Raw genomic sequence first — 22,933 nt, 5'->3', positions numbered from 1 at the left:
AACGGACGCACACCACCCGGCGAGATGTACCGCCAGCTGTTCGCCGAGGTCTACCAGTGCTCACCCACTGACCTGGGTCTGGCCCCCACTCCCCACCGGGTACCGGCGGTGACGTCATGACCGCCCTGACCCGCCTGTGCTTCATGTGCAGCACATGGCTCAACCGCACCAACACCACGGGCGTCTGCTCGACATGCGCCCGACGCGTCGGCACCGGCACCGTGACCGTGACCACCCGAGACCTCACTACCGGCCACGCCACCACCACGACCATCGACGCCCTTCATCCGGCATCCAACACCGCTGGACAGAACTACTGTCTGGCCTGCCACGGACTCGGCTGCCTTGACTTCGACGTCCCGTGTGGCGCCTGCGCGGCCACCGGACTCGCGAGGGGAGCACGGGCATGACCGCCCGGATCCCATCCATCTCCGACGTCATACGGCGGCCGTGTGAGTCCTGCGGCCGTCCCCGGCTCGCCTCCACGCTCCGCCAGGAGCGCATCAACCGGCAGTGGAGCCAACACCACCTCGCCGCCCAGCTGCGGCGATCCGCCAACCCCCAAGAGCGCAGGCACCTGCCCGCGCTCCCCGTCATCCAACGCATGATCCGAGCCTGGGAGGCCGGAGATACCACACCCGGTGAGGTCTACGAGCGGCTGTACTGCCGCGTCTTCGACATGGCCTACGACGACCTGTTCATCGTCGTCTTCATGGAGGTCCTTCCGGGCCTTGACGGTCCGCTCCTGATCGCCGAACCCTCTCCGGCGGGTACGGCTTGACCCACACCACCGCGACGGCGGCCCCATCTGCTTTCACGGCGGCTGGGGCCGCCCCGCTCACCTCGCTCATCGCCGCCATCCTCAAGCGCGCCGCAGACGGCTATGACGCCTGGCTGGAACACGTCCGCCCGGCCGCCGGATGTACCCGCCCGATCCGCCTCGCGGGGACACTGGACACCGTCACCGAACACACCGGCGAGATCCAAGCGACCGCCTCCACGGCCGACATGCCCGATGGGGTGCTCTACAAGGCGTGCGGGAACCGGCGCCACAAGGTCTGCCCCTCGTGCGCCTACACCTACCAAGGCGACGCCTTCCAGCTCATCCGCGCGGGCCTGATCGGTGGCAAGACCGTTCCCGACTCGGTGGCCGCGCACCCGGCGGTGTTCGCTACCTTCACCGCCCCCAGCTTCGGCCAAGTCCACACCCGGCACATCCGCCGGCACTCCTGCCGCGACCGGTCCCGCTGCACGTGCCGTCCGGATCCCTGCCACGCCCGCAGTCACGGCACCGCCGAGACCTGTCCGCACGGCGTCACGTTGACCTGCTTCGCGCGCCACGAGATCGATGACCCGCGCCTGGGGCAACCGCTGTGCCTGGACTGCTACGACCACGATGCGCACGTGGTCTGGAACCACCAGGCCGGGGAACTGTGGCGCCGTACAAAGCAAGCCATCGAACGGCACCTCAACCACACCGCCCGCCGCCGTGGCCTGCCCCCGGTGCGGGTAGCGCACGGCAAGGTCGCCGAATACCAAGCCCGCGGTGCCGTCCACTTCCACGCGGTCCTCCGACTCGACGGTCACGACCCCGACGACCCCACCACCCCGGTGGCGCCTCCGACCGGGCTCACCGCCCTCGACCTTCAGGCCGCCGTTCAGCACGCCGCCGTCACTATCGCCCACTCGGCCCTTGGCCATCCCGGTAAGCCTGAGGGGTGGCCTATCGGCTGGGGCGATCAGACCAAGGTCACCATCATCACCATGACCGGCGCCGACCCCCTCACCGACGGCATGGTCGCGGGCTACCTCGCCAAGTACGCCACCAAAGGCACCGAGATCACCGGTCACACCTCCCGCCGCCTCGACGACCACTCGGCCACCCTCTACGCCCACCCCGACGGCACCCACACCGAACGCCTCATCGCCGCCGCCTGGAACCTCGGCGAACACCCCGACTGGACCGGACTCCGCCGCTGGGCCCACATGCTCGGCTTCGGCGGCCACTTCCTCACCAAAGGCCGCCGCTACTCGATCACCTTCACCTACCTCCGCCAAGCCCGAACACTGCACGCACTCCACCGCCGCGCCCCGGCAACCGGCCCCGAGCCGGAGGAGATCGACTGTCAAGATCACGTTGACAGTGAAACGACGCTCGTCGTCGGCCGACTCACCTATGCCGGAACCGGCTGGCACACCACCGCCGACGCTCTCCTGGCCAACACAGCGGCCGACCAAGCCCGCCGACGACGCCAAGCTGGACGCGAAGAACTCGCCGACGAATTCGCCCACCCCGCCCAACTCCAAGCCGCATGACCCCTGTTCGCCCCCAGCGGTGAACCACTAACAGGCCACGCCGCCGCACTCACGCGGAAGATCACGGCAGGCCGGGAGTGATCAACCACTCGGGATCACGACCCCAACCGGAAGGACACCCATGATCCACACCCGCAAGGAGACACCTGCCCATGACGTTCGACCCCCGGCAGGATCGGCTGCTCACCGTGGCCGAAGCCGCCGAGTTGTTCAACACCACCGAGCGTTTCCCCCGACGTTTGATCGAAGAACGCCGGATCACCTTCGTTCGCATCGGCCGCAAGGTCCGCATCCCTGAATCGGCCGTACGGGACTTCATCGCACGCGGGACCGTGGAGCCGGTCACCCTACGCGGCCATCGACAGAAGAGGGCAGCGTGATCGCCAAGTCACGACGCCGGTTCGGCAACATCCGCGAGCTTCCATCGGGACGCTTCCAAGCCAGATACCGAGGACCTGACGGCCTCTTGCATGCGGCACCGAACACCTTCGACACCAGCACCGACGCTGAGGTCTGGCTGGTATTGAAGGAAGCCGAGATCCGGCGAGGCGAGTGGATCAACCCTGATCTCGGCAAGATCACGTTCGAGGAGTACGCGAGTCAATGGATTGATGATCGTGTACTCAAGGTTCGTACCGAAGGTCTCTATCGGGGCCTGCTGCGCAACCATCTGGTGCCCACCTTTGGGAAGCGGCAGATCGCTGATATCCGCGAGGCTGATGTACGTCGCTGGCGCAAGCAGCGACTCAAGGCGGTCGGTCAGTCCACAGTGGCCAAGGCCTACCAGCTCCTGAAGTCGGTTCTCAACACCGCCGTGGAAGACGAGCTCATCCGCCGGAACCCATGCCGGATCAAGGGCGCCGGAACGCCTTACACCCCCGAACGTCAGGTCATCCCCTTGACCAAGGTCTCTGAGATCCTTGCAGCATCTCCAGAGCGCTACCGCGCCCTCATCTTGCTGGGCACGTTTACAACGCTTCGCTGGGGTGAGCTGGCCGGGCTCCGCCGCAGCCACCTAGATCTAGACGAAGGGTTGGTTCACGTCATCGACACCGTCGCGGAACTTGACGGTGGTCAGCTGCGAGACGAAACGCCCAAATCCCGGGCCGGTCGTCGCACCGTTGCCATCCCTGAAGAGATCATTCCTGATCTTCGGGAGCACCTGGCAACCTTCGCGGAACATGGTCCAGAGGGACGTGTGTTCATCGGCCCGCGTGGTGGACCTCTTCGGCGATCGGGCTTCCGTCGCACGTGGAACAAGGTGCGTGCCCAGGTGGGTCTACCGGAATTCCACTTCCACGATCTTCGCCATGTCGGCAACACGCTCGCTGCGAGCAACGGTGCCAGCCTCAAAGAACTGATGACTCGTATGGGACACAGCTCAACCCGGGCCGCGTTGATCTACCAGCACGCAAGCAAAGACCGAGACAAGGTCATCGCGCAGGCGATCGGGGATGCGTTCAAGGCAGTCCGCAGGCCCTAGATCGTGGGCTCTGTGGCACGTGTGTGGCACGAATCAGAAACGATCACCGGATGTTCGAAAGGCCCAGGACTCCCGACATGGGATCTACCTGGGCCTTCATCGTGGGAGCGGGCGACGGGAATCGAACCCGCGTAGCCAGTTTGGAAGACTGGGGCTCTACCATTGAGCTACGCCCGCGCGGGTCGGGGCGGGGCCCCGATCACCGAGACGTAGCGTACAGGACTTTCGCGGGCGGTTGGTTTGTTGCCTGCCCTGGTGGCGTGGGGGCGGATGTCGTCGGCTGTGACTACTGATGGTGGTCGGCTGATTCTGGTGGGTAGCGGGGGTCGCGGGGGCGGCTCGTGATCTAGGGGTTCTGGGTTGTCCACAGGGGTCGTTGGGCGGGTGTGACGGGTTGTGTCCTAAAACCCCCTGAAGTGTCCGCGGATTCATGATCGAACCGGTGGGGCGCGTGGGGTTGGCGCAGGTCGTGGGGTGTGCGGGGCTCTTTGATCTTGTGGGGGATCGGGAATTGTTACCGGGGGGTATTCGCCGACCCAATTAAGTAGGGTAAGCGCCGGGGAGATATTTTTGTTTCCTATCATTCACTTACAGGGGCGTTACGCCTGGTTGATTTGGCCTGTATCTTTCTTGTGCTTGTCTGCTGGGGAGCAGTGGAGATTGGTTCGAAGATCCTCTCAAGGCAAGGAGGAACAAGGTGGAAGGATCGGAAACAATTTCCAACGGTGATCTGCAGACGTGGCTTCTTGACAGGATCGCCTTCTACCTCGACAAGCCGGTCGAAAGCATCGACCCGGCAGTCGAGTTGGCGAGGTACGGAGTCGATTCGGTCTACGCGATCAGCATCATCAGCGACATCGAGGACCACCTTCAGATCGAGGTGGACGTGGACGAGGCGCGCCGACGGGAGACGGTCGTGTCGCTCACGGACTACCTGCTCGATCTCGTCCCGTGATGAACGGTCAGCGCTGTCTGGTGGTACTGGGGGACAGCGTGGCCGAGGGATGGGGTGACCCGGATCCGGCCGGCGGCTGGATCGGATGGCCGGTACGTCTGGCCGACCGTCTGAGAATGCCACGGCAGTACATCGTCAACGTCGCGAAACCTGGCGCGACGACGGCGGATGTGACGCAGGATCAGCTGCCCGCGGTCATGGATCTACGGCCGGAGACGGTGGTGATCAACTGCGGGATGAACGACGCGCTCAATGGATTCGACCGGGCAGAGGTGGGAGAACGCCTGGACGAGATATTCGAGTGGGCGCGGTCCATCGGAGGCGTCGCCGTCGCGGCGCCCGTGCCTCATCCACCCTTTTTGGATCGGTCCCCCATGTCCAAGTTCCGCCGGGGACGGACCCTGCAGAGGATTCACGATTTCAACGAGGAACTCAGCCGGAGTTCACTGGCCAGCGGGATGCCCGATCTCCCGCAGGACTCGGTGGACGCCGTCGGCGATCCCGCGTTCTGGGACGACGACGGCATCCATCTCAACTCGACGGGCCACGCCTACGTCGCGGAGGTGATCGCGAACATCCTCGGACAGCCTGCTCAGTGAGCTGATCATCGGGGGAAGACAACACAACATTGGGGTTGAGATGAAGAGACCAATCTCGTTCCCGCACCAGCTGTTGCGACTCCTGCTCGCGCCGGTCGTGCTCGTCCAAGCACGCCGGACCGCCCGCAGGTCGCCGCGGCTCGATCCCGCGTCCGGCGCCGAGCACGGCGTCACGGCCGGCACCGAGCCGACGTTCCGCTTCGTCCTGATCGGCGATTCCACCGCCGCGGGAGTGGGCGCGCCGGTGCACGCGGAAGCGTTGCCCGGCTTCCTCGCCGAAGCATTGCAAGGCCAGCTCCAGAGGAGCGTGGCATGGTCGGTCACCGGTAAACGCGGCGCCACGGCCCGCAGGGTGGTCACCGACCTCGTTCCGGCACTGAACGGAACGGACCCGGATCTCGTGGTGATCACCGTCGGGATCAACGACCTCATCCGACGCAGATCGCTCGAGCAGTGGGGCGCGGACCTGACCGACCTGATCTCGACGTTGCGCGCCAGATACGGCAACGCCGAAGTGATCGTCGCGGGGATGCCCCCGGTGCACCGGTTCCCGGCCATCCCGCAGCCCATGCGCCTGGTGATCGGCGCGCAGGCCAGGGCCATGGACCGGATCATGCGCGAGGTCGCGCACGCCAACGGAGCGGTGCACGCGCCGATGGACGAGGCCATGGCCAGTGACCGCGAACTCTTCGCCTCCGACGGCATCCATCCGTCGTCGGACGGCTACCGGGTATGGGCCAACGATCTGGCCGGTCTCATTTCTCCTCTCACAGTGCAACCCGCGCACTGATGGGGGGCGAGGTGCGGACCATTCCCGCGACATTCCGTTCGGCGGTGGAGTCGAAGGACCTCTCCGCCATTACCAGCACGCTGGATCCCGCCATCGAGTTTCACAGTCCGGTGGTGGTGCGGCCTTATCAGGGCCGGGACGCGGTCGCCGCGCTCATCCGGGTGCTCCTGGAGGTCTTCGAGGACTTCCATTACACCGACGAACTGGTGAGCTCCGCCCACGACGACCTGTCCGACCAGCTCTGCAATCCGCCGACTCAGGCCCTCATCTTCAAGGCCCGGGTCATGGACAAGTCCGTTCAGGGACTGGATCTCATCCGGTTCAACGAAGCAGGTCTGATCAGCGGCCTCACCGTCATGATCCGCCCGCTACCGGCGGCCATGACCCTGGCCCGGCTGGTCGGCAGACGAATGGAGGAACGGGCGTCACCCCCTTAGCCGCGACGCCCAGCACGTCATGCCATGCATCCGGCCAGACGCGGCGTCGTCCCTCCGACCGACGACGCCCACCCCGACCGGTGGTGTCCCGGGTTCCGGCAACGGTTTCCGCGGTCTCCGCTGACGGCAGTGGTGCACAGACGGGCGGTGCTCGCCGGAACGAGTGTTCTCCGCTCGTTCCGGCAGCGCCCCGCCCCGGCGGGCGCCTGCCTGGACGGTTTCGCGGCGAAGCCCCGCGTTTCGCGGCGAACCCCCACCTGGGCGGGCTGCCTCCGCATGGACCGAAGTCTGTGGCGGACGAATGGCATGTGACCAGTAGAGGCGTTCACCTCGTGCGCATGCGCGTGTGGCCCCCAGGGCGACGTCGCACGTGCCGGGGAGGGCGCTCGAACGGATAGGCGTCATCCATCCCCGCCGGATGGCGTCCCCGGGACGGTGGCGTACGCCAGATCTCTTAGGCGTGCGCACGACGACCGGAGGCTCGCGCCCCGCTCGACGCGTGCCCCGTCGCCTGCGCCCGCTTGGGCGGCTGACTCCGCCGGACCGGTGTCGTTCGCACGCTCTCGCGGCGCGCGCATGACCTGATGACGGCGTGTGAGCCGAACACGCCGGGTGCCGGTGGTTCGCACCCGCCACCGGTCAAGCTCTGCCTCAGCAAGAGGGAGTCGAAGAATGAACAGCAAGGTCGCAGTCCGCACGGAGTGGACTCCGGCGCAAGAGATCGCCGCCGATCTGGACGCCTACCTGGGCGACCCGATGGACGACGACGCCGGACCCTTTTCATACAAGGCGATCGTCGACGCAGAGGAAGCCGGCGAACTGCCCTCGGGCGCGGTAACCGCGCTTCGCCGATGGGGATTCCCCGCGTTCCTGGTGCCGTGCCATCTCGGTGGGCGCCTCACCACACTGGAAGAACTCTTCTTCGTGACCCGAGGGGTCTCCCGGCGCAGCGTCACCCTCGCGGTGATGTACGGCTCGGGGCTGCTGGCCGTCAACCCGGTCTGGCTGTGGGGGAGCGCCAAGCAGCAGGAGACCGTCGCCGACGGGATCCTCAACGGCGACCTCGCCTGTTTCGGGGTGTCCGAGGCCGACCATGGCAGCGATGTCATGGCCTCCGAGGCCAAGGCCGACCCCGAGGGTGACGGCCTGGTGCTGACCGGCACCAAGTGGCCCGTGGGCAACGCGACCCGCGGCCGCTTCGTCACCGCGTACGCCAAGACGGGCTCGCGGGACTTCTCGCTTCTCCTCGTCGACAAGCACAAGCTCGATCCGGACACCTGGTCCGTCCTGCCGCCCGTCAGAACGGTGGGACTGCGCGGACACGACCTCAGCGGCATCTCGTTCCAGGACGCCCGCCTGCCGATGGACTGCGTCGTAGGCCGGCGCGGCTCCGGGCTCGTTCAGACGCTCAAGACCTTGCAGATCACCCGTACGGCCATCGCGGCGCTGTCGGTCGGCACCATGGACGCGGTCGTACGGATCGGCATGGAATACGCGCTGGAGCGCACGCTCTACGGCGCCGACATCTACCAGATCCCCGTGATCCGCGATCACCTGGTGAAGACGCATCTCGACCTGCTCATCGCCGAGTGCTTCGCGGTTCCGGTGGCCCGCTGCCTCACCGTCTCGCCGGCACGGCTCAGCCTGTGGTCGTCGATGGCCAAGTACTTCGTGCCCGTGGTGGGCGACGAGGTCGTGGCGAGCATCGGCACGGTGCTGGCCGCACGCGGCTACCTGCGTGAGGGCGTGGCCCACGGCGTGTTCCAGAAGCTGCAGCGCGACCACGCGATCGCGAGCATCTTCGAGGGCACCACGCACGTCAACCTGGCGAACGTGGCGGCCCAGCTGCCCTACCTCGTCAAGGGCCCGGCCGGAACGGGAGCCGACGAGGAGCTGCTCGCCGACCTGTTCACCTGGACCATGACGCCGCCGACCTGGAAGCCCGACGGCCGCCTGCTGCAGCTCACCAACGAGGGGCACGACGAGATCGGCCAGCGGTTCGACGAGACCGTGGACAGTCTCCTCACGACCGCCAAGGCCGAGGCGTCCAGCGAGGTCGCGGCCGAGCTCAGCGATCTGGTGACGCGGATCGGTGATCTGCGTTCCGAGCTTCACGCGGGCGTACGGGCCAACCCGAGCGACACGACCTCGGTGGCCGCGCTCAACCGGGCGCGGCGCTACATCGAGATCCACGCGATGATGTCGTGCATCCTCACCTGGCTGCACAACCGCCGCGAGTTCGGCGGCGTCTTCGCCGAGGGCGAATGGCTCGTGCTGTGCCTGCAACGGCTGTTGCAGCGCATCCATCCCGACACCGAGCTGTCCGAGGACTATCTCCCGGCGCTGGAGGCAGTGATGTTCCGCTGCTCCACCGAACGCCGATGGTTCTCCCTGCGGTCCCTGTCCGAGGGCGACGACCTCCCGGACCTGCACAGGAACAGGTGACGTCCGATGTTTCCGCAGAAAGACTTCGTCTCGGTGATCCGGGACAACGTCCAGTCCTACGGCAACACGCCCTCGTTCACCTTCGTGACCGAGGAACGCGGGCCCGGCCGGACCTACCGCGAGGACGTGCACGGCCTCGCCGACCTGGACGCCGCGGCTCGCGCGGTGGCCTCTCGCCTGCAGGCTCTGGGCCTGCAGGACAGGGCCGTGCTCCTGCTCTACCCCGAGGGGCTGGAGTTCCTCACGGCGTTCCTGGGCTCCCTGTACGCCCGGGTCATCGCCGTTCCGGCCCCGCTGCCCGAGCTGGACGCCGGCCGCTCGGGGCGAACGCTGCGGATCATCGAGGACGCCGACGTGGCGTGCATCCTCACCGACGCCCAGCACCACGCGCCGATCATGGCCTGGCTGGAGGAGACCGGCCTCGGCGGCCGGGTCCGCTGCCTGACGACCGACATCGAGGCGGGCGGCAGTGAGGCGGACGGCATCGAGGCGGACGGCATCGAGGCGGGCGCCGATCCCGGCGACTGGTCGATGCCCGACATCGACGGGGACACGCTGGCGTTCCTCCAATACACCTCGGGTTCGACGAGCGATCCCAAGGGCGTGATGGTGTCGCACGGCAACCTGCTCGCGAACGAGGAGGAGATCAGGCGGCGCATCGACGGGTCCGTCGACACGCTCGGCGTGGGCTGGGTACCGCACTACCACGATATGGGCCTGGTCGGTCAGATCCTGCAGCCGCTCTACTGCGGCTTCAGTTATGTGCTGACCTCGCCCATCACGTTCATCAAACGGCCCGTGCTGTGGCTCGAACTGATCACGCGGCATCGCGCGACGATCGCCGTGGCGCCCAACTTCGGGTACGACCTGTGCCTGCGCCGGGTCACCGATCAGCAGCTGACGGGCCTGGATCTGTCCTCCCTGCGTACGGCCAAGAACGGAGCTGAACCCGTGCGCGCGGGCACGCTGGAGAAGATGGTCGAGCGGTTCGGCCCGGTCGGCTTCCGTCCCGACGCGTGGATGCCCTGTTACGGGATGGCCGAGGCAACCCTGCTGATCTCGGCGTCGCCCGTCGAGAGCGGCGCGGTGATCCGTGAGTTCGACGAGAAGGGCCTGAGCCATCACACCGCTCTCGCCCGCGACCTGTCACTGCTCGGTGCGGCGACCCCGGCCGACACCGCCGCCGACACTGCCGGCACCGCCGACACTGCCGGCACCGCCGGCACCGCCGACACCGTCGTCGGCTCCGTCACCCCGATCAGCCCGATCACGCCGAGGGCAGTCGACGCCGGCAAGGCAGCCGGCGTCGAGGAGCCCGGGGCGCGGCGGCTGGTCAGCAGCGGGCGGCCGGTCAGCCTGGACGTACGGGTGGTCGACCCCCAGTCCCGCGTCGTGCTGCCGGACGGCAAGGTGGGCGAGATCTGGGTGGCGGGACCGAGCGTCGCCCAGGGGTACTGGGGGAGGCCGGAGCTGACGCGGGAGACCTTCCACGCGGTCACCGCCGACGGCGCGGGGCCGTTCCTGCGCACGGGCGATCTGGGCTTCCTGGCGGACGGAGAGCTGTACGTCACCGGGCGGATCAAGGACCTCATCATCGTCAACGGGCGCAACATCTACGCGCACGACATCGAGGAGGTCTCGCAGTCGGTGCACCCGGCGGCGCTGACGGCGGCGGCCTTCTCGCTCGACACCGTGCCCGGGATCGGCGGCGGTGTCGATGCCGGGACCGAACGGGTGATGGTCGTGCAGGAGGTGCGGGCCGCGGCGGCGGGCGGAATGCCGCTGCCCGAGCTGGCGGCGCTCACCCGGACCACCGTCGCGCACACGTTCGGCCTGCCGTCGCTGAGCGTCGTGCTGTGCCGGCGCGGGGCGGTGCGGCGGACGACCAGCGGGAAGATCCAGCGACAGGCGACCAGGAACGCCTACCTCACGGGGGAGATCATCGAGCTCGCGGGCGACCTCGATCCGGCCCTCGACGCAGCGGGCGCGACTCACGAATAGCGGCCTTGAGACACCCCACGACCGGGGATTCGTACGGTCGTGGGGTCTGTGGCATGTCTCGAACGAGCATGGCGGCCAGCCCGAAAAGACTTTGGACAAATGAGTGGATCTTGTTGCGGCGATCTTCACCCGGTTGACACGGTGCAGGTCAAGGCCGGTTACCGGTCGGTTCGTGAGGTCTTTTCGCAGTCCAGAGGGGGTCGACAGCAAAAGTGAATTCCAGACAACCTGGGTGAAATCACTAGCAGTCAGAATCTGACCTAGTAACATCTAGGACTACGCAAGAACATGGGGAGATGGATCAATGGCCCTGCGTCACGCGGTCCTCGCGGCTCTACTCGACGGCGAGTACAGCGGCTACCAGCTCGCCAAGATCTTTGACATCGCGGTCTCCAACTTCTGGCACGCGGTCCCGCAACAGCTCTACACGGAGCTGACCAGACTGGAATCCGAAGGCCTGATCACCGGACGGCAGATCATTCAGCAAGGCCGGCCGAACAAGCGGGTGTTCACCGTCACCGGTGCCGGGATCGAGGAACTGGAGCGCTTCGCCCAGACCCCGGCCAGGCCCGGGATCATCCGTGAGGATCTGCTCGTCATGGTTCAGGCCGTGGACCACACGTCCTCGGCAGCGGTGATCAAACAACTCGAGGAGCGGGCCGAGACCGCTCTGGCCAAGGTCGCGCTCTTCGAGAGAACCCTCGAGCGCCTGCGCGGAGAAACGGACGAAGAGACGTTCCTGCGCGAGGGCTCGCCGATCGGTCCCTACCTCACCTGCCTACGCGGTCGCCGGTTCGAGCAAGAGAACTACGAGTGCTACCGGAGCACCGCACAACTGCTGCGCGAGCGCGCCGCCGCGGTCGAGGACGAGAAGGGAGCCGATGCGGAGTCGGCGACCGACTCCGACGCGGCCGCCGACACCGACGGACCGGAGACGCCATGACCGCGTCCCGTACGGCGATGCCTCCGCTCCACCCCGTGGTGCCGCACGTCCCAGCGGCGCCGGAATTCACCCCCCTGTGGCCCGAACGGCAAGGCGTCCCGGCTCTGCCGACCGTGGTCACTGCGCCCCATCAAAGGAGGCGCCCACCATGTCGGGCGAACCAAGCACAATGGAAAGACCTCACGAACCCATAGAGCCATCCGGTGCGGCCGTGGCGGGGGCGGCGGCCGTTCTCACCGGGCTGCCCCTCGGCCAGCTGGACCTGCCGGCCGCGCCGGCGTCCGTGCCGCGCGCACGGCGGTTCATCCGCTCCATCACCGCCGCTCACGAGATCTCGCACGTCGAGAACGACGCCGAGGTCCTCGCGTCGGAGCTGGTCACCAATGCCGTACGGCATGCCATGACCGAGGAACGCACGCTGCGTCTCATCGCCGTCCGCGCGGGCTCCATGCTGCGCATCGAGGTCCACGATCCCTGCCCGGTCATCCCGATCACCAGGCAGATCGACCTCCTGGACGAGACGGGCCGCGGCTGGTTCCTGGTGGCGGCCATCGCCGACAGGCACGGCACGGATCTCACCACCACCGGCAAATCGGTGTGGTGTGAGGTACGCGCCTGGTCACCGCTCGACGAAACCGGCTTGCTGGCCTCCCAAGCGGCGTTCTGACCCCGGACGTCGCAGGGCCCTCGCGGGCGCGGCACCGGTGCCTCCAGCACGCTGACCCTCGAGCGAACGCCGTATCGCGGTCGGAGCGGTACGGCGGTCGGTGAGCGGTCGCCGGGAGCACACGGCGAGCATCCGCGAGCGCGCCCACCACAGGTGAGCGGTGGGCCGCCGGCGAGCGCCACGGCGCGAGAGCGCCACGGCGCGAGCGAGCGGCCCACCGCGAGCGGGCGACGACGTCACGGGCGAAGAACGCCGAGGCAAGCGGCGGCTTGAGAACGAGCGGCACACAAGGGCGAGCAGAAATCCGCAGGCGGGCACCGCGCTGACGCGCGGCCGGCCGTCCTGAGGCTGCCTGCCGCCGGACCGTACCCCGACGTCCTGGGAGACAGGCGTGCCCGCCCTACAGGGCTCGGCGCCGAGCGCTCCCAGATTCCCTCCGCGATTCCTGAATGGAAGCAGCAAGCGGGTTCACATGCCCAAGTACGCGTCGTCAGCACATCCCTGTGAACGTGTCGACCGGCGGAGAGGGGGATTTCCATGTCCGTGGACTGGTATCGAGAAGATGGGAGGCCCGCCACCTCGGATGAGGCGCAGCGTCTTTTGCTCGATGTGCGAGCGCGCCTTCTGGCGCAGGACGTCATTCGCGTCGGAACCGTCGTGGTGGTCGTCTCGACATGGTTCACCGTAATCGATCAGGGATTCGCGGCGAATGGGAGGCCATTGCTATGGCAAACGATAGTGTCCGATCTCGCGCTGCACGCCGACATCGGCCGGTATACGAGCAGGGAAAGGGCCGTGCGCGGCCACGCGGAAGCGGTGTCGATGATCACAGATCGCCTCCACCGTTTGGTTGCGAGAACGGTCGCGGACCAGGTCAGGGCGTAAAGCCGGGTCCGCGGCGCACACCACTGGACTACACGATCAGGCACGAGGGCGGGATCTGAATGAGCAGCGACCGACGCCCGTCGTCCATACCGACCAGATATGCGACGAGCACGGGAAAGAGCCCCAGGAGGCGGTCGATCCGACTGCGGATCGCGACCCTTCTGCTCGTTCCCATGGTCTCTCTGGTCGGCCTCTGGGGGTTCGCGGCGAACATCACTCTAGGGGCGGCGCTGGACAAGTACGACTTCACCACGACGTACGAGAAAATGGTGCTCCCCGGGCTCCAGATGGTGAATGAGATCCAGCAGGAACGGGCGATGAGCGTGGTCGCCATGAGCACGCGCAATGCCCAGGACAAACAGAAACTGGGTGTGGAGCGGGCCAGGGTGTCGGCGATCCAGGGCGCGTTCCGCAAGGCGGCCCTCTCCTCGGACGCGACCGACGCGGCCACGCCAGAGACCAAGCAGCGCCTGGCCGAGGCCACCAAGGCCCTCGACCGGCTGCCGGCGCTCAGGAACCAGGTCGACTCCGGCCGGGTCGAGACGCTCGACGTCATCGATTCCTACAGCACGGTGCTCGACAGCGTCATCCAGGTCTTCAACGACCTGGTGATCGTCAACGACCTGGACATCTTCAAGCAGGGACGCGCGCTCATCAACATGGGCAACTCCCGCGCGTTCATGCTGCGCGAGGACGCGCTGGTCTCGTCCGCGCTGGCCAAGAACGGCAAGCTGTCGGCGACCGAGCACCTGGCCTTCGTGCAGTGGGCGGCGAACGGGCGGCTGGAGTTCGAGGCCGGGTTCGCGGACCTGAAGCCCGCGCTGCGCGCACCTTTGGAACGGCTCGCCAACTCCGACGCGTACAAGCGGTACCGCGCCATGGAGTCGGCCATCGTCAACTCGCGCGGTTCGCAGCTGCCTCCCGAGGCGGCCAACTGGACCGCGACGACGTCGCTGGTGTCGCAGGGCTGGGGACAGACCGTGATGCAGGCGACCCTGGCGCTGAACGACCTGGCGAAGCCGATCGGCCAGCGGGTCGTGAACCGGCTCATCCTGGCGGGCGGCCTCGGGCTGCTCGCGGTGGTCGCGTCCATCATCCTGTCGGTTCTCGCCGGGCGGAGCCTCTCGCGCGAGCTGCGCAACCTGCAGCGCGCGGCGCTCCAGCTGGCCGAGGACCGGCTGCCGGGGGTGGTGGCGAGACTCCGCCGTGGTGAAGAGGTCGACGTCGAGGCGGAGGCCCCGCCGCTGCCCACCGGCAAGACCAAGGAGGTCGCCAGGGTCGGCGACGCGTTCACCAAGGTGCAGCACACCGCGATCGAGACGGCGGTACGCGAGTCGTACCTGCGGCAGGGCATCAGCCGCGTGTTCCTCAACGTGGCATGGCGCAGCCAGTCGCTGCTGCACCGGCAGCTGCGGATGCTGGACGAGATGGAACGCCGCGCCTCCGATCCCGAGGTGCTCGAGGACCTGTTCCGGCTGGACCACCTCACCACCCGCATGCGCCGGCACGCGGAAGGCCTGGTCATCCTGTCCGGTACGTCACCCGGCCGCGGCTGGAACCGGCCGGTGCCCGTCGAGGACGTGATCCGCGCGGCGGTCGCCGAGGTCGAGGACTACACCCGGGTCGAGGTCATCGTGGTCACCGAGGGTGCCGCGCTCATCGGCGAGACCGTCGCCGACGTCGTGCACCTGCTCGCCGAGCTGATCGAGAACGCGACCGTCTTCTCGCCCGCGCCGACCGAGGTGCTGGTGCGCGGTGAGATGGGTGCGAACGGCTTCGCGGTCGACATCGTCGACCGGGGGATCGGGCTCGACCAGGCGGAGCTGGACGCGCTCAACCTGCGGCTGTCGCAGCCGCCCGAGTTCGACCTGGCCGTCACCGACCGCCTCGGCCTGTTCGTGGTCGCCCGGCTCGCCGGCCGGCACGGCATCCGCGTCGCACTGCAGCCGTCGGTGTACGGCGGAGTGAGCGCGGTCGTGCTGATCCCGCGTGAGCTGATCGTGGACCTGGATCAGGCGGACGACGACGTGGTCAGCGGCGTGCCGACCGTACGGAGGCAGCCGGCGAACGCGATGCCGAAGAACGTGCGGCCGATCACCAAGGAGATCCACCCGATCTCGGCCGACAGCCACGGCAACGGCAACGGCAACGGCACGGGCAACGGCAATGGGAACGGCAACGGCAACGGCAGCGGCGACGGAAAGACCTGGACGCCCCAGTCCCGGTCGATGCTCAACGCGCCGACGCCGTACGACACCGGCCCCGGACCTTCACCGACGGGCAACGGCAACGGCAACGGCCACCCGAACGGTCACTTCAACGGCGCCCAGACGTCCGGCGACACGCAGGCGCTCCATGACCCGCAGGCACTCCGTGACGTGCGGGCGATCCGTGACCCGCAGACGCCGAGCGGCCCGCAGACCCGCATGGGTCCGCAGCCGCCCAACGGCACGCAGGACGTCCACGATCCACAGATCGGCGACGTCGGTGGGGTGAACGCCGGCGACACCCCGGTGGCGGGCACCGCCATGCCGGGCTCGACGCCCGGCGGCGAGCAGACCGCTCCTTCAGAATGGGAGCCCGGACCGGGCGGCACGTCCGCGCCCGACCCCGCGGCCGACAGCGGGCCGACCTATCACGCGGCGCCGACCTACCAGGACGCCCCGGCGTTCGACGAGGACACGCCCACCTTCTACAGCGTCCCCACCTCCTACAACGCGCCCTCGACCCACGACACGTCGCACTTCGACACGTCGCACGGTCACGAGCCCCCCGGCTCGTTCAACGGGCCGTACAAGGCGCCGGAGACCTATCGCGCGCCGACGACCGAGCCGATGCCCTGGGAGACGCCGACGTCCTTCGGCGACCAGGGAGACGGCCCCGGCGGGTCACGCGCCCCGCTGCCGCGGCGCGTCAAGCGGGCCAGCCTCGCTCCGCAGCTGCGCAACGAGGAGCCGGTCAACCCGTACGGCCAGTACGACCCGGACGACACACTGGTCGCCTGGGAGGAACGTTCGGCGGAGGCGTCCAGGGACCTGTTCGCGGCCTTGCAAGCGGGTTGGCTGCGGGGCAGGGACGAGGACGAGGGGCCGGCCGATCACCCAGAAGGAAGAGGACCGTCATGACCCAGCAGGGAGTCGGCTCGGAGTTGAGCTGGTTGCTCAACGACCTGGTCGATCGGGTACCTCAGGTACGCAAGGTCGTGGTCCTGTCACGCGACGGCCTGGTGATGGGGTCGTCCCGCGACGTCGGCCGCGAGGACTCGGAGTACCTGGCCGCGCTGGCGGCCGGGTTCCACAGCCTCGCGATCGGGGCCAAGCCCCAACTGGACTCCGGGGAGATAAGGCAGACCATCATCGAGATGGACAAGGGCCTGTTCTTCGTGGTGCCCGCCGGGGCCAACAGCTGTCTCGCCCTGCTGAGCGAGGCCGGCGCCAACGCCGGCCTGGTCGCGTACGAGATGACGATGCTGGTCAAACGCGTCGGCCGGCAACTCTCCACCGGCCTACGGCACAACGGAGCGGGAACGGGATCCGGGTGAGCCGGAAATGGAACAGCATGCCCCTGGCGGCCAGTACGGTCCGGGCAGGGAGCGATGGTTCGACGAAGCCGCCGGGCCGATTGTCCGTCCGTACGCAGTGACGCGCGGCCGGACCCGGCCCCGCGGCGAACCGCTCGACATCGTGACCATTCTCGTCGCGACCGGTACGCCGCCTGCCGAGCCCGGCCGCCTGACCCGAGAGCAGCGGCGCCTCTTGGCCCTCTGCCGTCGCCCGCACGCCGTGGCGGATCTGGCCTCCGAGCTGGATCTGCCGTTCGGCGTGATCCGGGTGCTCGCCGGTGACCTGCTCGACTCCGGGCTGGTCGCCGTTCAGCGGTGGACGTCGCCCGCCGCCGCCCCCCATACAGATCAGAACCTGCTCAGGAGGGTTCTTGATGAACTCCGCGCGCTCTGACCGACCGAAAGATCCGGCCAACGGCCGAGCGGACCCGGAACGGGAGGAACACGACGGCCCGCGGGTCGCGCTGAAGATCCTCGTCGCCGGCGGCTTCGGCGTCGGCAAGACGACCCTCGTCGGCGCGGTCAGCGAGATCCGGCCGCTGCGCACCGAGGAGGCGCTCACCGACGCCAGTGTGGGCGTCGATGACCTCGACGGCGTGGCGGCCAAGACGACCACGACCGTGGCCATGGACTTCGGCCGCATCACGCTGAGGGACGGCGTCGCCATCTACCTGTTCGGCACGCCGGGCCAGGAACGGTTCTGGTTCATGTGGAACGAGCTGTCGCGCGGCGCCCTCGGCGCCGTCGTGCTGGCCGACACCCGCAGGCTCACCGCCAGCTTCGCCTCCATCGACTACTTCGAGGAGAAGGGCACGCCGTTCGTCGTGGCGGTCAACTGCTTCGACGACGCGGACCGCTACAACGCACCGGAGATCCGCAACGCGCTGGACATCGACCCCCGCGTCCCCGTCATCCTGTGCGACGCGCGGCGGAACGACTCCGCCAAGCGGGTCCTGGTGGGCCTGGTCGAGCACGCCCTGCGGCTGGCCGGCAATCCGGTCCCGTCGGGTGTGGGCGACGCGGTGGAGAGCCCCTTGGAGGGCCGCCTGCGCTGACGACCGAACCCCTGCCGAGGAATCATTCCCCGCTGACGACCGCCCTTTCCGGGCCGGCGATCTTCGCTCCCGGACCGGTGCCTGTCGCTCCCGGACTCAGTCCCGCACGGACTCTGGCCCGGGCCCCGGTCGCTGACCGGACTCCCTTATCCGTCCGGACCCCTGGAAGGGAGTCCGGTCAGTGTGCATCCCAGGGGGCGCGCATGATGACCTCGTCCATGGCGACGTCGTGGCCGGCTTCGCACCGCACTTCGGTGCGGACGGCCTCGCCGCAGTCGGCGTGCACGAGGTTGACCAGGCGGCCGTCTTCCCCCTGGAGATAGGTGTCGCCCCATTCCATGAGGCTGATGAGGGCGGGAGCGAGCGCCAGGCCCATCTTCGTCATGTGGTACTCGTACCGCGTCCGCTGCCCGGGCTCCTGGTAGGGCTCCCGGGTGAGCATTCCGGCGGCGACCAGGTGACGCAGTCGGTCGGTCACGGCGGATTCGGTCATCTCCAGGTTGCGGACGAAGTCGCCGAACCTGTTGGTGCCGAAGTACGCCTCGCAGAGTACGAGGACGGCCGAGGGCGGGCCGATCGCTGTCAGAGTCCTGGCGACCGGGCAGTTCTGCATCGACCAGTTGTCCCGGTCCGCATAGTGCCCCTGCAGTGTGATGGTCACATCGCTGAGTATACGCCGAATCCAAGGCTGACTTCTATTGACCAAAGTCAGCTTTCCTCGCTAGAGTCCCTGACTATGGCAGTCCAAAGTCAGGTGCGGTCGCGGATAGTTCTCGCGGTGCTCTGCCTGGCCTCCTTCATGGCGGGCCTGGACTTGTTCATCGTCAACGTGGCGTTCGACGACATCGGCCGTGACTTCCCCGGGGCATCCCTCTCCGACCTGTCCTGGGTCCTGAACGGCTACACGATCGTCTTCGCCGCGCTGCTCGTCCCGCTCGGCCGGCTCTCCGACCGCTACGGGCGCAAGACCGGGTTCCTGCTCGGGATCGAGGTCTTCGTCCTGGCGTCCCAAGCCTGCGCCATAGCTCCCAGCATGTGGTCGCTGGTCACCTTCCGTGTGCTCCAGGCCTTCGGTGCGGCAGCACTGATCCCCACCAGTCTCGCCCTCCTGCTGGCGGTGTTCCCTCCTGAGCGCCGGGCCGGTGCCGTCCGCATCTGGTCGGCCTCCGCGGCGCTGGCGGCCGCGGCCGGCCCGGCCTTTGGAGGAGTTCTCGTCGAGGCGTCGTGGCGCTGGGTCTTCGAGGTCAACGTTCCGATCGGCATCGTCGCGGGCCTGCTGGCGCTCCGCTACGTGCCCGACTCGAACGAGGGCGCGTCGACCCGGATCCCCGACCTTCCCGGCACGGTGCTGCTGACGACGGCGGTCGCGCTGCTGTCGCTCGGCCTGGTGAAGATCAACGACTGGTCGCGCGACCGCGTCCTGGTGATGATCGGCGTCTCCGTCCTCGTGCTGGCGGTGTTCTGGCTGCGCTCGCTGCGGCACAGCTCGCCGGTCATCGAGCCCGGGCTCCTGGCGGTACGGACCTTCGCCTGGTCCAACGCCACGATCCTGCTCTTCAGCGTCGCGTTCGCCGGAAACCTGCTCATCGGCGTGCTCTGGATGCAGGAGGTCTGGGGCTACTCGGCCATCCGCACCGGCCTGGGCGTCGCACCCGGCCCGCTGATGGTCCCGGTGTTCGCCGTCATCGCGGGGATCCTGGTCGCCAAGCGCATCCCGGTCGGCGTCGTGACCGGCGTCGGCTGCCTGCTCGTCGCGCTCGGCATCTCCATGATGGTGACCAACCTCGGCTCGAGCCCGCAGTACGTCAGCGAACTGCTGCCGGGCTGGCTGGTCGGCGGAGTGGGCGTGGGCCTGGCCCTGCCCACCATCCTGTCGACCGCCGCCGCCGACCTGCCGCCGCAGAACTACGCCACCGGCAGCGCCGTGGTGAACATGAGCCGCCAGATCGGCAGCGTGCTGGGCGTCGCCCTCGCCGTGGCCGTCCTCGGCACCCCGCGCGGCTACGCCGACGCGCACGAGGCGTTCATCAACGCCTGGCTGGTCGTGGGCGCCTTCATGATCGTCGCGGCCGTGGCGGCGCTGGGCATGACCCCGGCCCGCATCAAGCCGCAGCCGGTCCTGCAGCCCTCCGCCCGCCTGCCGCAGGCGAGCCTGGCGCTGCCGGTGCCCGAAGCGGCCACCGCTGCGATCCGCCTCCAGGAGCCCAGAAGAGTCATCCAGCTGGTCGACCCCAGTCCGGGGCATCGACTCGACACAGACCTAAGGGGAGAACCGCGGACGCGCGCACACCGTCGCCCGAGTGTGCCGACGCGTCCCCAGGGGTGACCGCGGGACCGGTCACCCTGAGCGCCCGGTCATCCTGGTTTCTCCGCAACCAGGATGCACCGGGCGCCATAACGTCCGGGGTGCGCGTCCGGGGTGCGCGTCCGGGGTGCGCGTCCGGGGTGCGCGTCCGGGGTGCGCGTCCGGGGTGCGCGTCCGGGGTGCGCGTCCGGGGTGCGCGTCCAAGGCGCGGAGTCTTCAGGCGCGGTGGGCTGAGGTGCGGAGTTCCTCGGCGACCGCGTAGAAGATGAGGAAGTTCGGGATGCGGCTGACCGGGGTGGTGGTGAGGGAACGCCACTTGCCGGCGACCTTGAGGGAGACCTGGCCGTCCTTGACGCGGGTCTCGTCGATCTGGGACCAGGGGACCGACTTGCCGCGGGCGGTGACGGCGTCGTGGGCGAGCTGGATGTCGCCGAACGAGAGGGTGCGGCCCTCGCGGAGGGCGGTGATGGCGTTCGGGAGCTGGGCCCGGGTGACGGCGTCCTGGATGGCGGGGCCCCACTCGTCGGGGCGGGGGAAGCCGCCCTTGAGGATCATGTCGGGGCCGTTGGCGTCGGACATTGTGTAGGCGTACGTGGTGTACATGTGCACGCCGTTGCGGTGGTGGCGGACGATCTCCTGGAGCACGGTGACGGTGTCCCAGCGGAACGCGCGGACCAGGTCGCCGTTGAGGACGACCACCAGGCCCTGGTCGTAGAGGTGCAGCTCGGAGTTCGCGCGGCGGCGGCCCACGTTCTGGTTGCGCTGGTTCATGTAGACCTCGCGGATGCAGCGGGGCGCGAGGACGACGGTGAACGCCATGCCGATGATGAACATCACGACCGTGGTCGTGATGAGGCCGATGACCAGGACCAGGGCCGAGATGACGGTGAGCGCGATGAGGAGGGGGAGCCGGGACGAGGGTGTCACCGGCTCGGGGATGTAGGCGGCCCGGTGCGTGCCCAGGCGTTGCGCGCCGGCCGCTTGGTTGACCTGCGGAGACTGGCCGTGGCTTGCGGTCGGCTGGGTCATCGGGGAGCTCCGGTGTTTCGAGGGGCTGGGCGGGGACGCTTGACGGCCATCCTCTAAAAGACAATGTTGTCTGTCAATGAATGGTCCACCGGCGGCGGGCGGCGGGCGAAGAAAATCTTGATGAAAGTCCGTAATCTCGCCGGGCACCTGTCGTCTCTCCGTCACGACGTTCCAGTGAAGGAGATCTCATTGACTGACCTCAGCCAGGTGGTCCCCCTTCCCGTGCGCCGCTTCGAGCTCGGCTTCTCGTTCGAGCAGGGCGCCCGGATCGCCGACGATCTTCGGGGATACGTGCCGGCCATCGCCGCCGAGGCGGTGGCCAGCATCGAGAAGGACCTGCCGGAGTTCGTTCGGCCGCACGACCCCAGGTACGGCAAGGCGCTCGTGCTGGGGGTGGAGTACGCCATCGGCCATTTCCTGGAGTTGATGGCCGACCCGGACACGCCCTCGGCCGACGTGGTGGACTTCTGGCGGCGCGTCGGTGCCGGCGAGGCCGCCGAGGGGCGGACGCTCGACACGTGGCAGGCCTCGATCAGGATCGGCGCCGGCGTGGCGGTGGAACGCCTCACCGAACGCGGCCTCCAGCTCGGCCACAAGACGAGCGCGGCCACGGTCGCGGGCATCACCAACGCGGTGTTCGGCTACCTGAACCAGATCGCGGCGATCGTCGCGGAGGGGCACGCCGACGCCGAGGCCCGCGCGGAGGGCACCCGCCAGGACCGGCGGCGGCGCCTGCTCGACCTGCTGCTCGGCGAGCCCGCCGACGCCAAGGACCTCAGGGAGCCCGCCCACGAGGCGGCCTGGCCACTGCCCCGTACCGTCGCGGCCGTGGCGCTGAAGGAACGCGGGACCGACACCAAGCGGCCCACGCTGTTCCCCGACGTGCTGGTGGGCCTGCACCTGCCCGAGCCGTGCCTGATCGTTCCGGACCCGGACGGGCCCGGCCGCGACCGTACGCTGGCCAGGCAGCTGCGCGGCTGGAGCGCGGCGATCGGCCCGACGGTCGAGATCACCGAGGTCGCCAAGTCGCTGCGCTGGGCCCGCCAGGCCCTGGCGCTGGCCGACGAGGGCCTGATCTCGGGCACCCGGCTGGTCGTCGCCGAGGCGCACATGCCGATCATCGTGATGATGCAGGACCGCGAGTTCGTCGAACGGGCCATCCGGCGGCGGCTCGGGCCGCTGCTCAGCGTCCGGCCGGCGCAGCGCTACCGGCTGGCCGAGACCCTGCTGATCTCCCTGGAGTGCGGGTTCAACGCCGCCGAGGTCTCGGGTCGCCTGCACGTTCACGCGCAGACCGTGCGCTACCGCATCCGCCAGCTCGAGGAGCTCTTCGGCGACACCCTGCACGCCACCGAGGGCCGCCTGGAGCTCCAGATGGTGCTGCAGGCCTGGCTCACGCTCAACTCCGAGCAGCCCATCCCGGCCCGTGACCAGCTCCGGATCGGCTGACGAGATGCCCTT

22 protein-coding genes and 1 tRNA gene are annotated in these 22,933 nt (G+C 68.4%); 20 read left to right on the top strand and 3 right to left on the bottom strand.

Annotated elements, in window-relative coordinates:
• The first annotated feature begins 116 nt into the window (after positions 1-116).
• The 5 genes from J4573_RS00835 to J4573_RS00815 all read left to right on the top strand — a co-directional run bounded on the left by J4573_RS00835 (position 117) and on the right by J4573_RS00815 (position 3,799).
• A complete protein-coding gene (locus tag J4573_RS00835) occupies positions 117-410 on the top strand; it encodes a hypothetical protein (protein ID WP_208253235.1) in 294 nt (97 codons plus the stop codon).
• Entirely contained in the window at positions 407-781 is a 375-nt protein-coding gene (locus J4573_RS00830) for a helix-turn-helix domain-containing protein (protein ID WP_208253234.1), read from the top strand. Before J4573_RS00835 ends, J4573_RS00830 begins: the two co-directional genes overlap by 4 nt.
• Positions 778-2,316 (top strand): replication initiator, encoded by a 1,539-nt coding sequence (locus J4573_RS00825; RefSeq protein WP_208253233.1) that lies wholly within the window; start codon positions 778-780, stop codon positions 2,314-2,316. The genes J4573_RS00830 and J4573_RS00825 overlap by 4 nt, the downstream gene beginning before the upstream one ends.
• Before the next feature lie 152 nt (positions 2,317-2,468).
• The gene (locus tag J4573_RS00820; RefSeq protein ID WP_208253232.1) at positions 2,469-2,696 is read left to right on the top strand and encodes an excisionase family DNA-binding protein; all 228 of its coding nucleotides are present in this window, start codon (positions 2,469-2,471) and stop codon (positions 2,694-2,696) included.
• Positions 2,693-3,799, top strand: coding sequence for a tyrosine-type recombinase/integrase (locus J4573_RS00815; protein WP_307796433.1), 1,107 nt, complete (start codon positions 2,693-2,695; stop codon positions 3,797-3,799). The genes J4573_RS00820 and J4573_RS00815 overlap by 4 nt, the downstream gene beginning before the upstream one ends.
• A gap of 106 nt (positions 3,800-3,905) precedes the next feature.
• Here J4573_RS00815 and J4573_RS00810 read toward each other — a convergent pair.
• A tRNA-Gly gene (locus tag J4573_RS00810) sits at positions 3,906-3,976 on the bottom strand.
• Between the two features lie 520 nt (positions 3,977-4,496).
• Between J4573_RS00810 and J4573_RS00805 the strand changes: the two genes are divergently transcribed.
• From J4573_RS00805 to J4573_RS00745, 13 genes are all read left to right on the top strand, one after another.
• On the top strand, positions 4,497-4,754 hold the full coding sequence (locus tag J4573_RS00805) for an acyl carrier protein (RefSeq protein ID WP_208253231.1): 258 nt from the start codon (positions 4,497-4,499) through the stop codon (positions 4,752-4,754).
• Positions 4,754-5,353 carry an SGNH/GDSL hydrolase family protein gene (locus tag J4573_RS00800; protein ID WP_208253230.1) on the top strand — a complete coding sequence of 200 codons (600 nt, stop codon included), beginning with the start codon at positions 4,754-4,756 and terminating at the stop codon, positions 5,351-5,353. The genes J4573_RS00805 and J4573_RS00800 overlap by 1 nt, the downstream gene beginning before the upstream one ends.
• Positions 5,354-5,393: 40 nt before the next feature.
• Positions 5,394-6,143, top strand: a complete 750-nt coding sequence (locus tag J4573_RS00795; protein WP_208253229.1) for an SGNH/GDSL hydrolase family protein — start codon at positions 5,394-5,396, stop codon at positions 6,141-6,143.
• Between the two features lie 11 nt (positions 6,144-6,154).
• Positions 6,155-6,580, top strand: a complete 426-nt coding sequence (locus tag J4573_RS00790; RefSeq protein ID WP_208253228.1) for a nuclear transport factor 2 family protein — start codon at positions 6,155-6,157, stop codon at positions 6,578-6,580.
• A 672-nt stretch (positions 6,581-7,252) separates the two neighbouring features.
• Positions 7,253-9,025 (top strand): acyl-CoA dehydrogenase family protein, encoded by a 1,773-nt coding sequence (locus tag J4573_RS00785; protein WP_208253227.1) that lies wholly within the window; start codon positions 7,253-7,255, stop codon positions 9,023-9,025.
• A gap of 6 nt (positions 9,026-9,031) precedes the next feature.
• On the top strand, positions 9,032-11,026 hold the full coding sequence (locus J4573_RS00780) for a fatty acyl-AMP ligase (protein WP_208253226.1): 1,995 nt from the start codon (positions 9,032-9,034) through the stop codon (positions 11,024-11,026).
• Positions 11,027-11,330: 304 nt separating this feature from the next.
• Complete coding sequence (locus tag J4573_RS00775) at positions 11,331-11,969, top strand: PadR family transcriptional regulator (protein ID WP_208253225.1); 639 nt, start codon at positions 11,331-11,333, stop codon at positions 11,967-11,969.
• Between the two features lie 211 nt (positions 11,970-12,180).
• On the top strand, positions 12,181-12,636 hold the full coding sequence (locus J4573_RS00770; protein ID WP_208253224.1) for an ATP-binding protein: 456 nt from the start codon (positions 12,181-12,183) through the stop codon (positions 12,634-12,636).
• Between the two features lie 537 nt (positions 12,637-13,173).
• A complete protein-coding gene (locus J4573_RS00765) occupies positions 13,174-13,521 on the top strand; it encodes a hypothetical protein (protein WP_208253223.1) in 348 nt (115 codons plus the stop codon).
• 173 nt (positions 13,522-13,694) lie between these two features.
• Positions 13,695-16,646 (top strand): nitrate- and nitrite sensing domain-containing protein, encoded by a 2,952-nt coding sequence (locus J4573_RS00760; protein ID WP_208253222.1) that lies wholly within the window; start codon positions 13,695-13,697, stop codon positions 16,644-16,646.
• Positions 16,643-17,062, top strand: coding sequence for a roadblock/LC7 domain-containing protein (locus tag J4573_RS00755; RefSeq protein WP_208253221.1), 420 nt, complete (start codon positions 16,643-16,645; stop codon positions 17,060-17,062). Before J4573_RS00760 ends, J4573_RS00755 begins: the two co-directional genes overlap by 4 nt.
• Before the next feature lie 7 nt (positions 17,063-17,069).
• The gene (locus J4573_RS00750) at positions 17,070-17,477 is read left to right on the top strand and encodes a DUF742 domain-containing protein (protein ID WP_208253220.1); all 408 of its coding nucleotides are present in this window, start codon (positions 17,070-17,072) and stop codon (positions 17,475-17,477) included.
• The gene (locus tag J4573_RS00745) at positions 17,458-18,138 is read left to right on the top strand and encodes a GTP-binding protein (RefSeq protein WP_208253219.1); all 681 of its coding nucleotides are present in this window, start codon (positions 17,458-17,460) and stop codon (positions 18,136-18,138) included. Before J4573_RS00750 ends, J4573_RS00745 begins: the two co-directional genes overlap by 20 nt.
• A gap of 178 nt (positions 18,139-18,316) precedes the next feature.
• On the opposite strand, the gene J4573_RS00740 is transcribed toward J4573_RS00745, so the two are convergent.
• The gene (locus J4573_RS00740) at positions 18,317-18,799 is read right to left on the bottom strand and encodes a winged helix-turn-helix transcriptional regulator (RefSeq protein ID WP_208253218.1); all 483 of its coding nucleotides are present in this window, start codon (positions 18,797-18,799) and stop codon (positions 18,317-18,319) included.
• A 75-nt stretch (positions 18,800-18,874) separates the two neighbouring features.
• Here J4573_RS00740 and J4573_RS00735 point away from each other — a divergent pair, with 75 nt between their 5' ends.
• A complete protein-coding gene (locus J4573_RS00735) occupies positions 18,875-20,464 on the top strand; it encodes an MFS transporter (protein WP_208253217.1) in 1,590 nt (529 codons plus the stop codon).
• A 195-nt stretch (positions 20,465-20,659) separates the two neighbouring features.
• Here the strand turns inward: J4573_RS00735 and J4573_RS00730 are convergent, their stop codons facing one another.
• Entirely contained in the window at positions 20,660-21,472 is an 813-nt protein-coding gene (locus J4573_RS00730) for a DUF6585 family protein (protein ID WP_208253216.1), read from the bottom strand.
• Positions 21,473-21,661: 189 nt separating this feature from the next.
• On the opposite strand from J4573_RS00730, the gene J4573_RS00725 reads away from it, so the two are divergent.
• Positions 21,662-22,921 (top strand): PucR family transcriptional regulator, encoded by a 1,260-nt coding sequence (locus J4573_RS00725; protein WP_208253215.1) that lies wholly within the window; start codon positions 21,662-21,664, stop codon positions 22,919-22,921.
• Positions 22,922-22,933: the final 12 nt, after the last annotated feature.

This window comes from Actinomadura barringtoniae (assembly GCF_017573505.1).
GTDB classification, from domain to species: Bacteria; Actinomycetota; Actinomycetes; order Streptosporangiales; family Streptosporangiaceae; genus Spirillospora; species Spirillospora barringtoniae.
Note: the sequence above shows the minus strand (reverse complement) of the source record. Positions and strands in the feature narration are given on the sequence as shown.

Coding starts and splice junctions, on each gene's coding strand:
- J4573_RS00755 (WP_208253221.1), top strand. CDS start 16,643: ATGACCCAGCAGGGAGTCGGCTCGGAGTTGAGCTGGTTGCTCAACGAC.
- J4573_RS00730 (WP_208253216.1), bottom strand. CDS start 21,472: ATGACCCAGCCGACCGCAAGCCACGGCCAGTCTCCGCAGGTCAACCAA.
- J4573_RS00750 (WP_208253220.1), top strand. CDS start 17,070: ATGGAACAGCATGCCCCTGGCGGCCAGTACGGTCCGGGCAGGGAGCGA.
- J4573_RS00785 (WP_208253227.1), top strand. CDS start 7,253: ATGAACAGCAAGGTCGCAGTCCGCACGGAGTGGACTCCGGCGCAAGAG.
- J4573_RS00745 (WP_208253219.1), top strand. CDS start 17,458: ATGAACTCCGCGCGCTCTGACCGACCGAAAGATCCGGCCAACGGCCGA.
- J4573_RS00735 (WP_208253217.1), top strand. CDS start 18,875: ATGGCAGTCCAAAGTCAGGTGCGGTCGCGGATAGTTCTCGCGGTGCTC.
- J4573_RS00795 (WP_208253229.1), top strand. CDS start 5,394: ATGAAGAGACCAATCTCGTTCCCGCACCAGCTGTTGCGACTCCTGCTC.
- J4573_RS00775 (WP_208253225.1), top strand. CDS start 11,331: ATGGCCCTGCGTCACGCGGTCCTCGCGGCTCTACTCGACGGCGAGTAC.
- J4573_RS00800 (WP_208253230.1), top strand. CDS start 4,754: ATGAACGGTCAGCGCTGTCTGGTGGTACTGGGGGACAGCGTGGCCGAG.
- J4573_RS00820 (WP_208253232.1), top strand. CDS start 2,469: ATGACGTTCGACCCCCGGCAGGATCGGCTGCTCACCGTGGCCGAAGCC.
- J4573_RS00830 (WP_208253234.1), top strand. CDS start 407: ATGACCGCCCGGATCCCATCCATCTCCGACGTCATACGGCGGCCGTGT.
- J4573_RS00780 (WP_208253226.1), top strand. CDS start 9,032: ATGTTTCCGCAGAAAGACTTCGTCTCGGTGATCCGGGACAACGTCCAG.
- J4573_RS00835 (WP_208253235.1), top strand. CDS start 117: ATGACCGCCCTGACCCGCCTGTGCTTCATGTGCAGCACATGGCTCAAC.
- J4573_RS00760 (WP_208253222.1), top strand. CDS start 13,695: ATGGTCTCTCTGGTCGGCCTCTGGGGGTTCGCGGCGAACATCACTCTA.
- J4573_RS00765 (WP_208253223.1), top strand. CDS start 13,174: ATGTCCGTGGACTGGTATCGAGAAGATGGGAGGCCCGCCACCTCGGAT.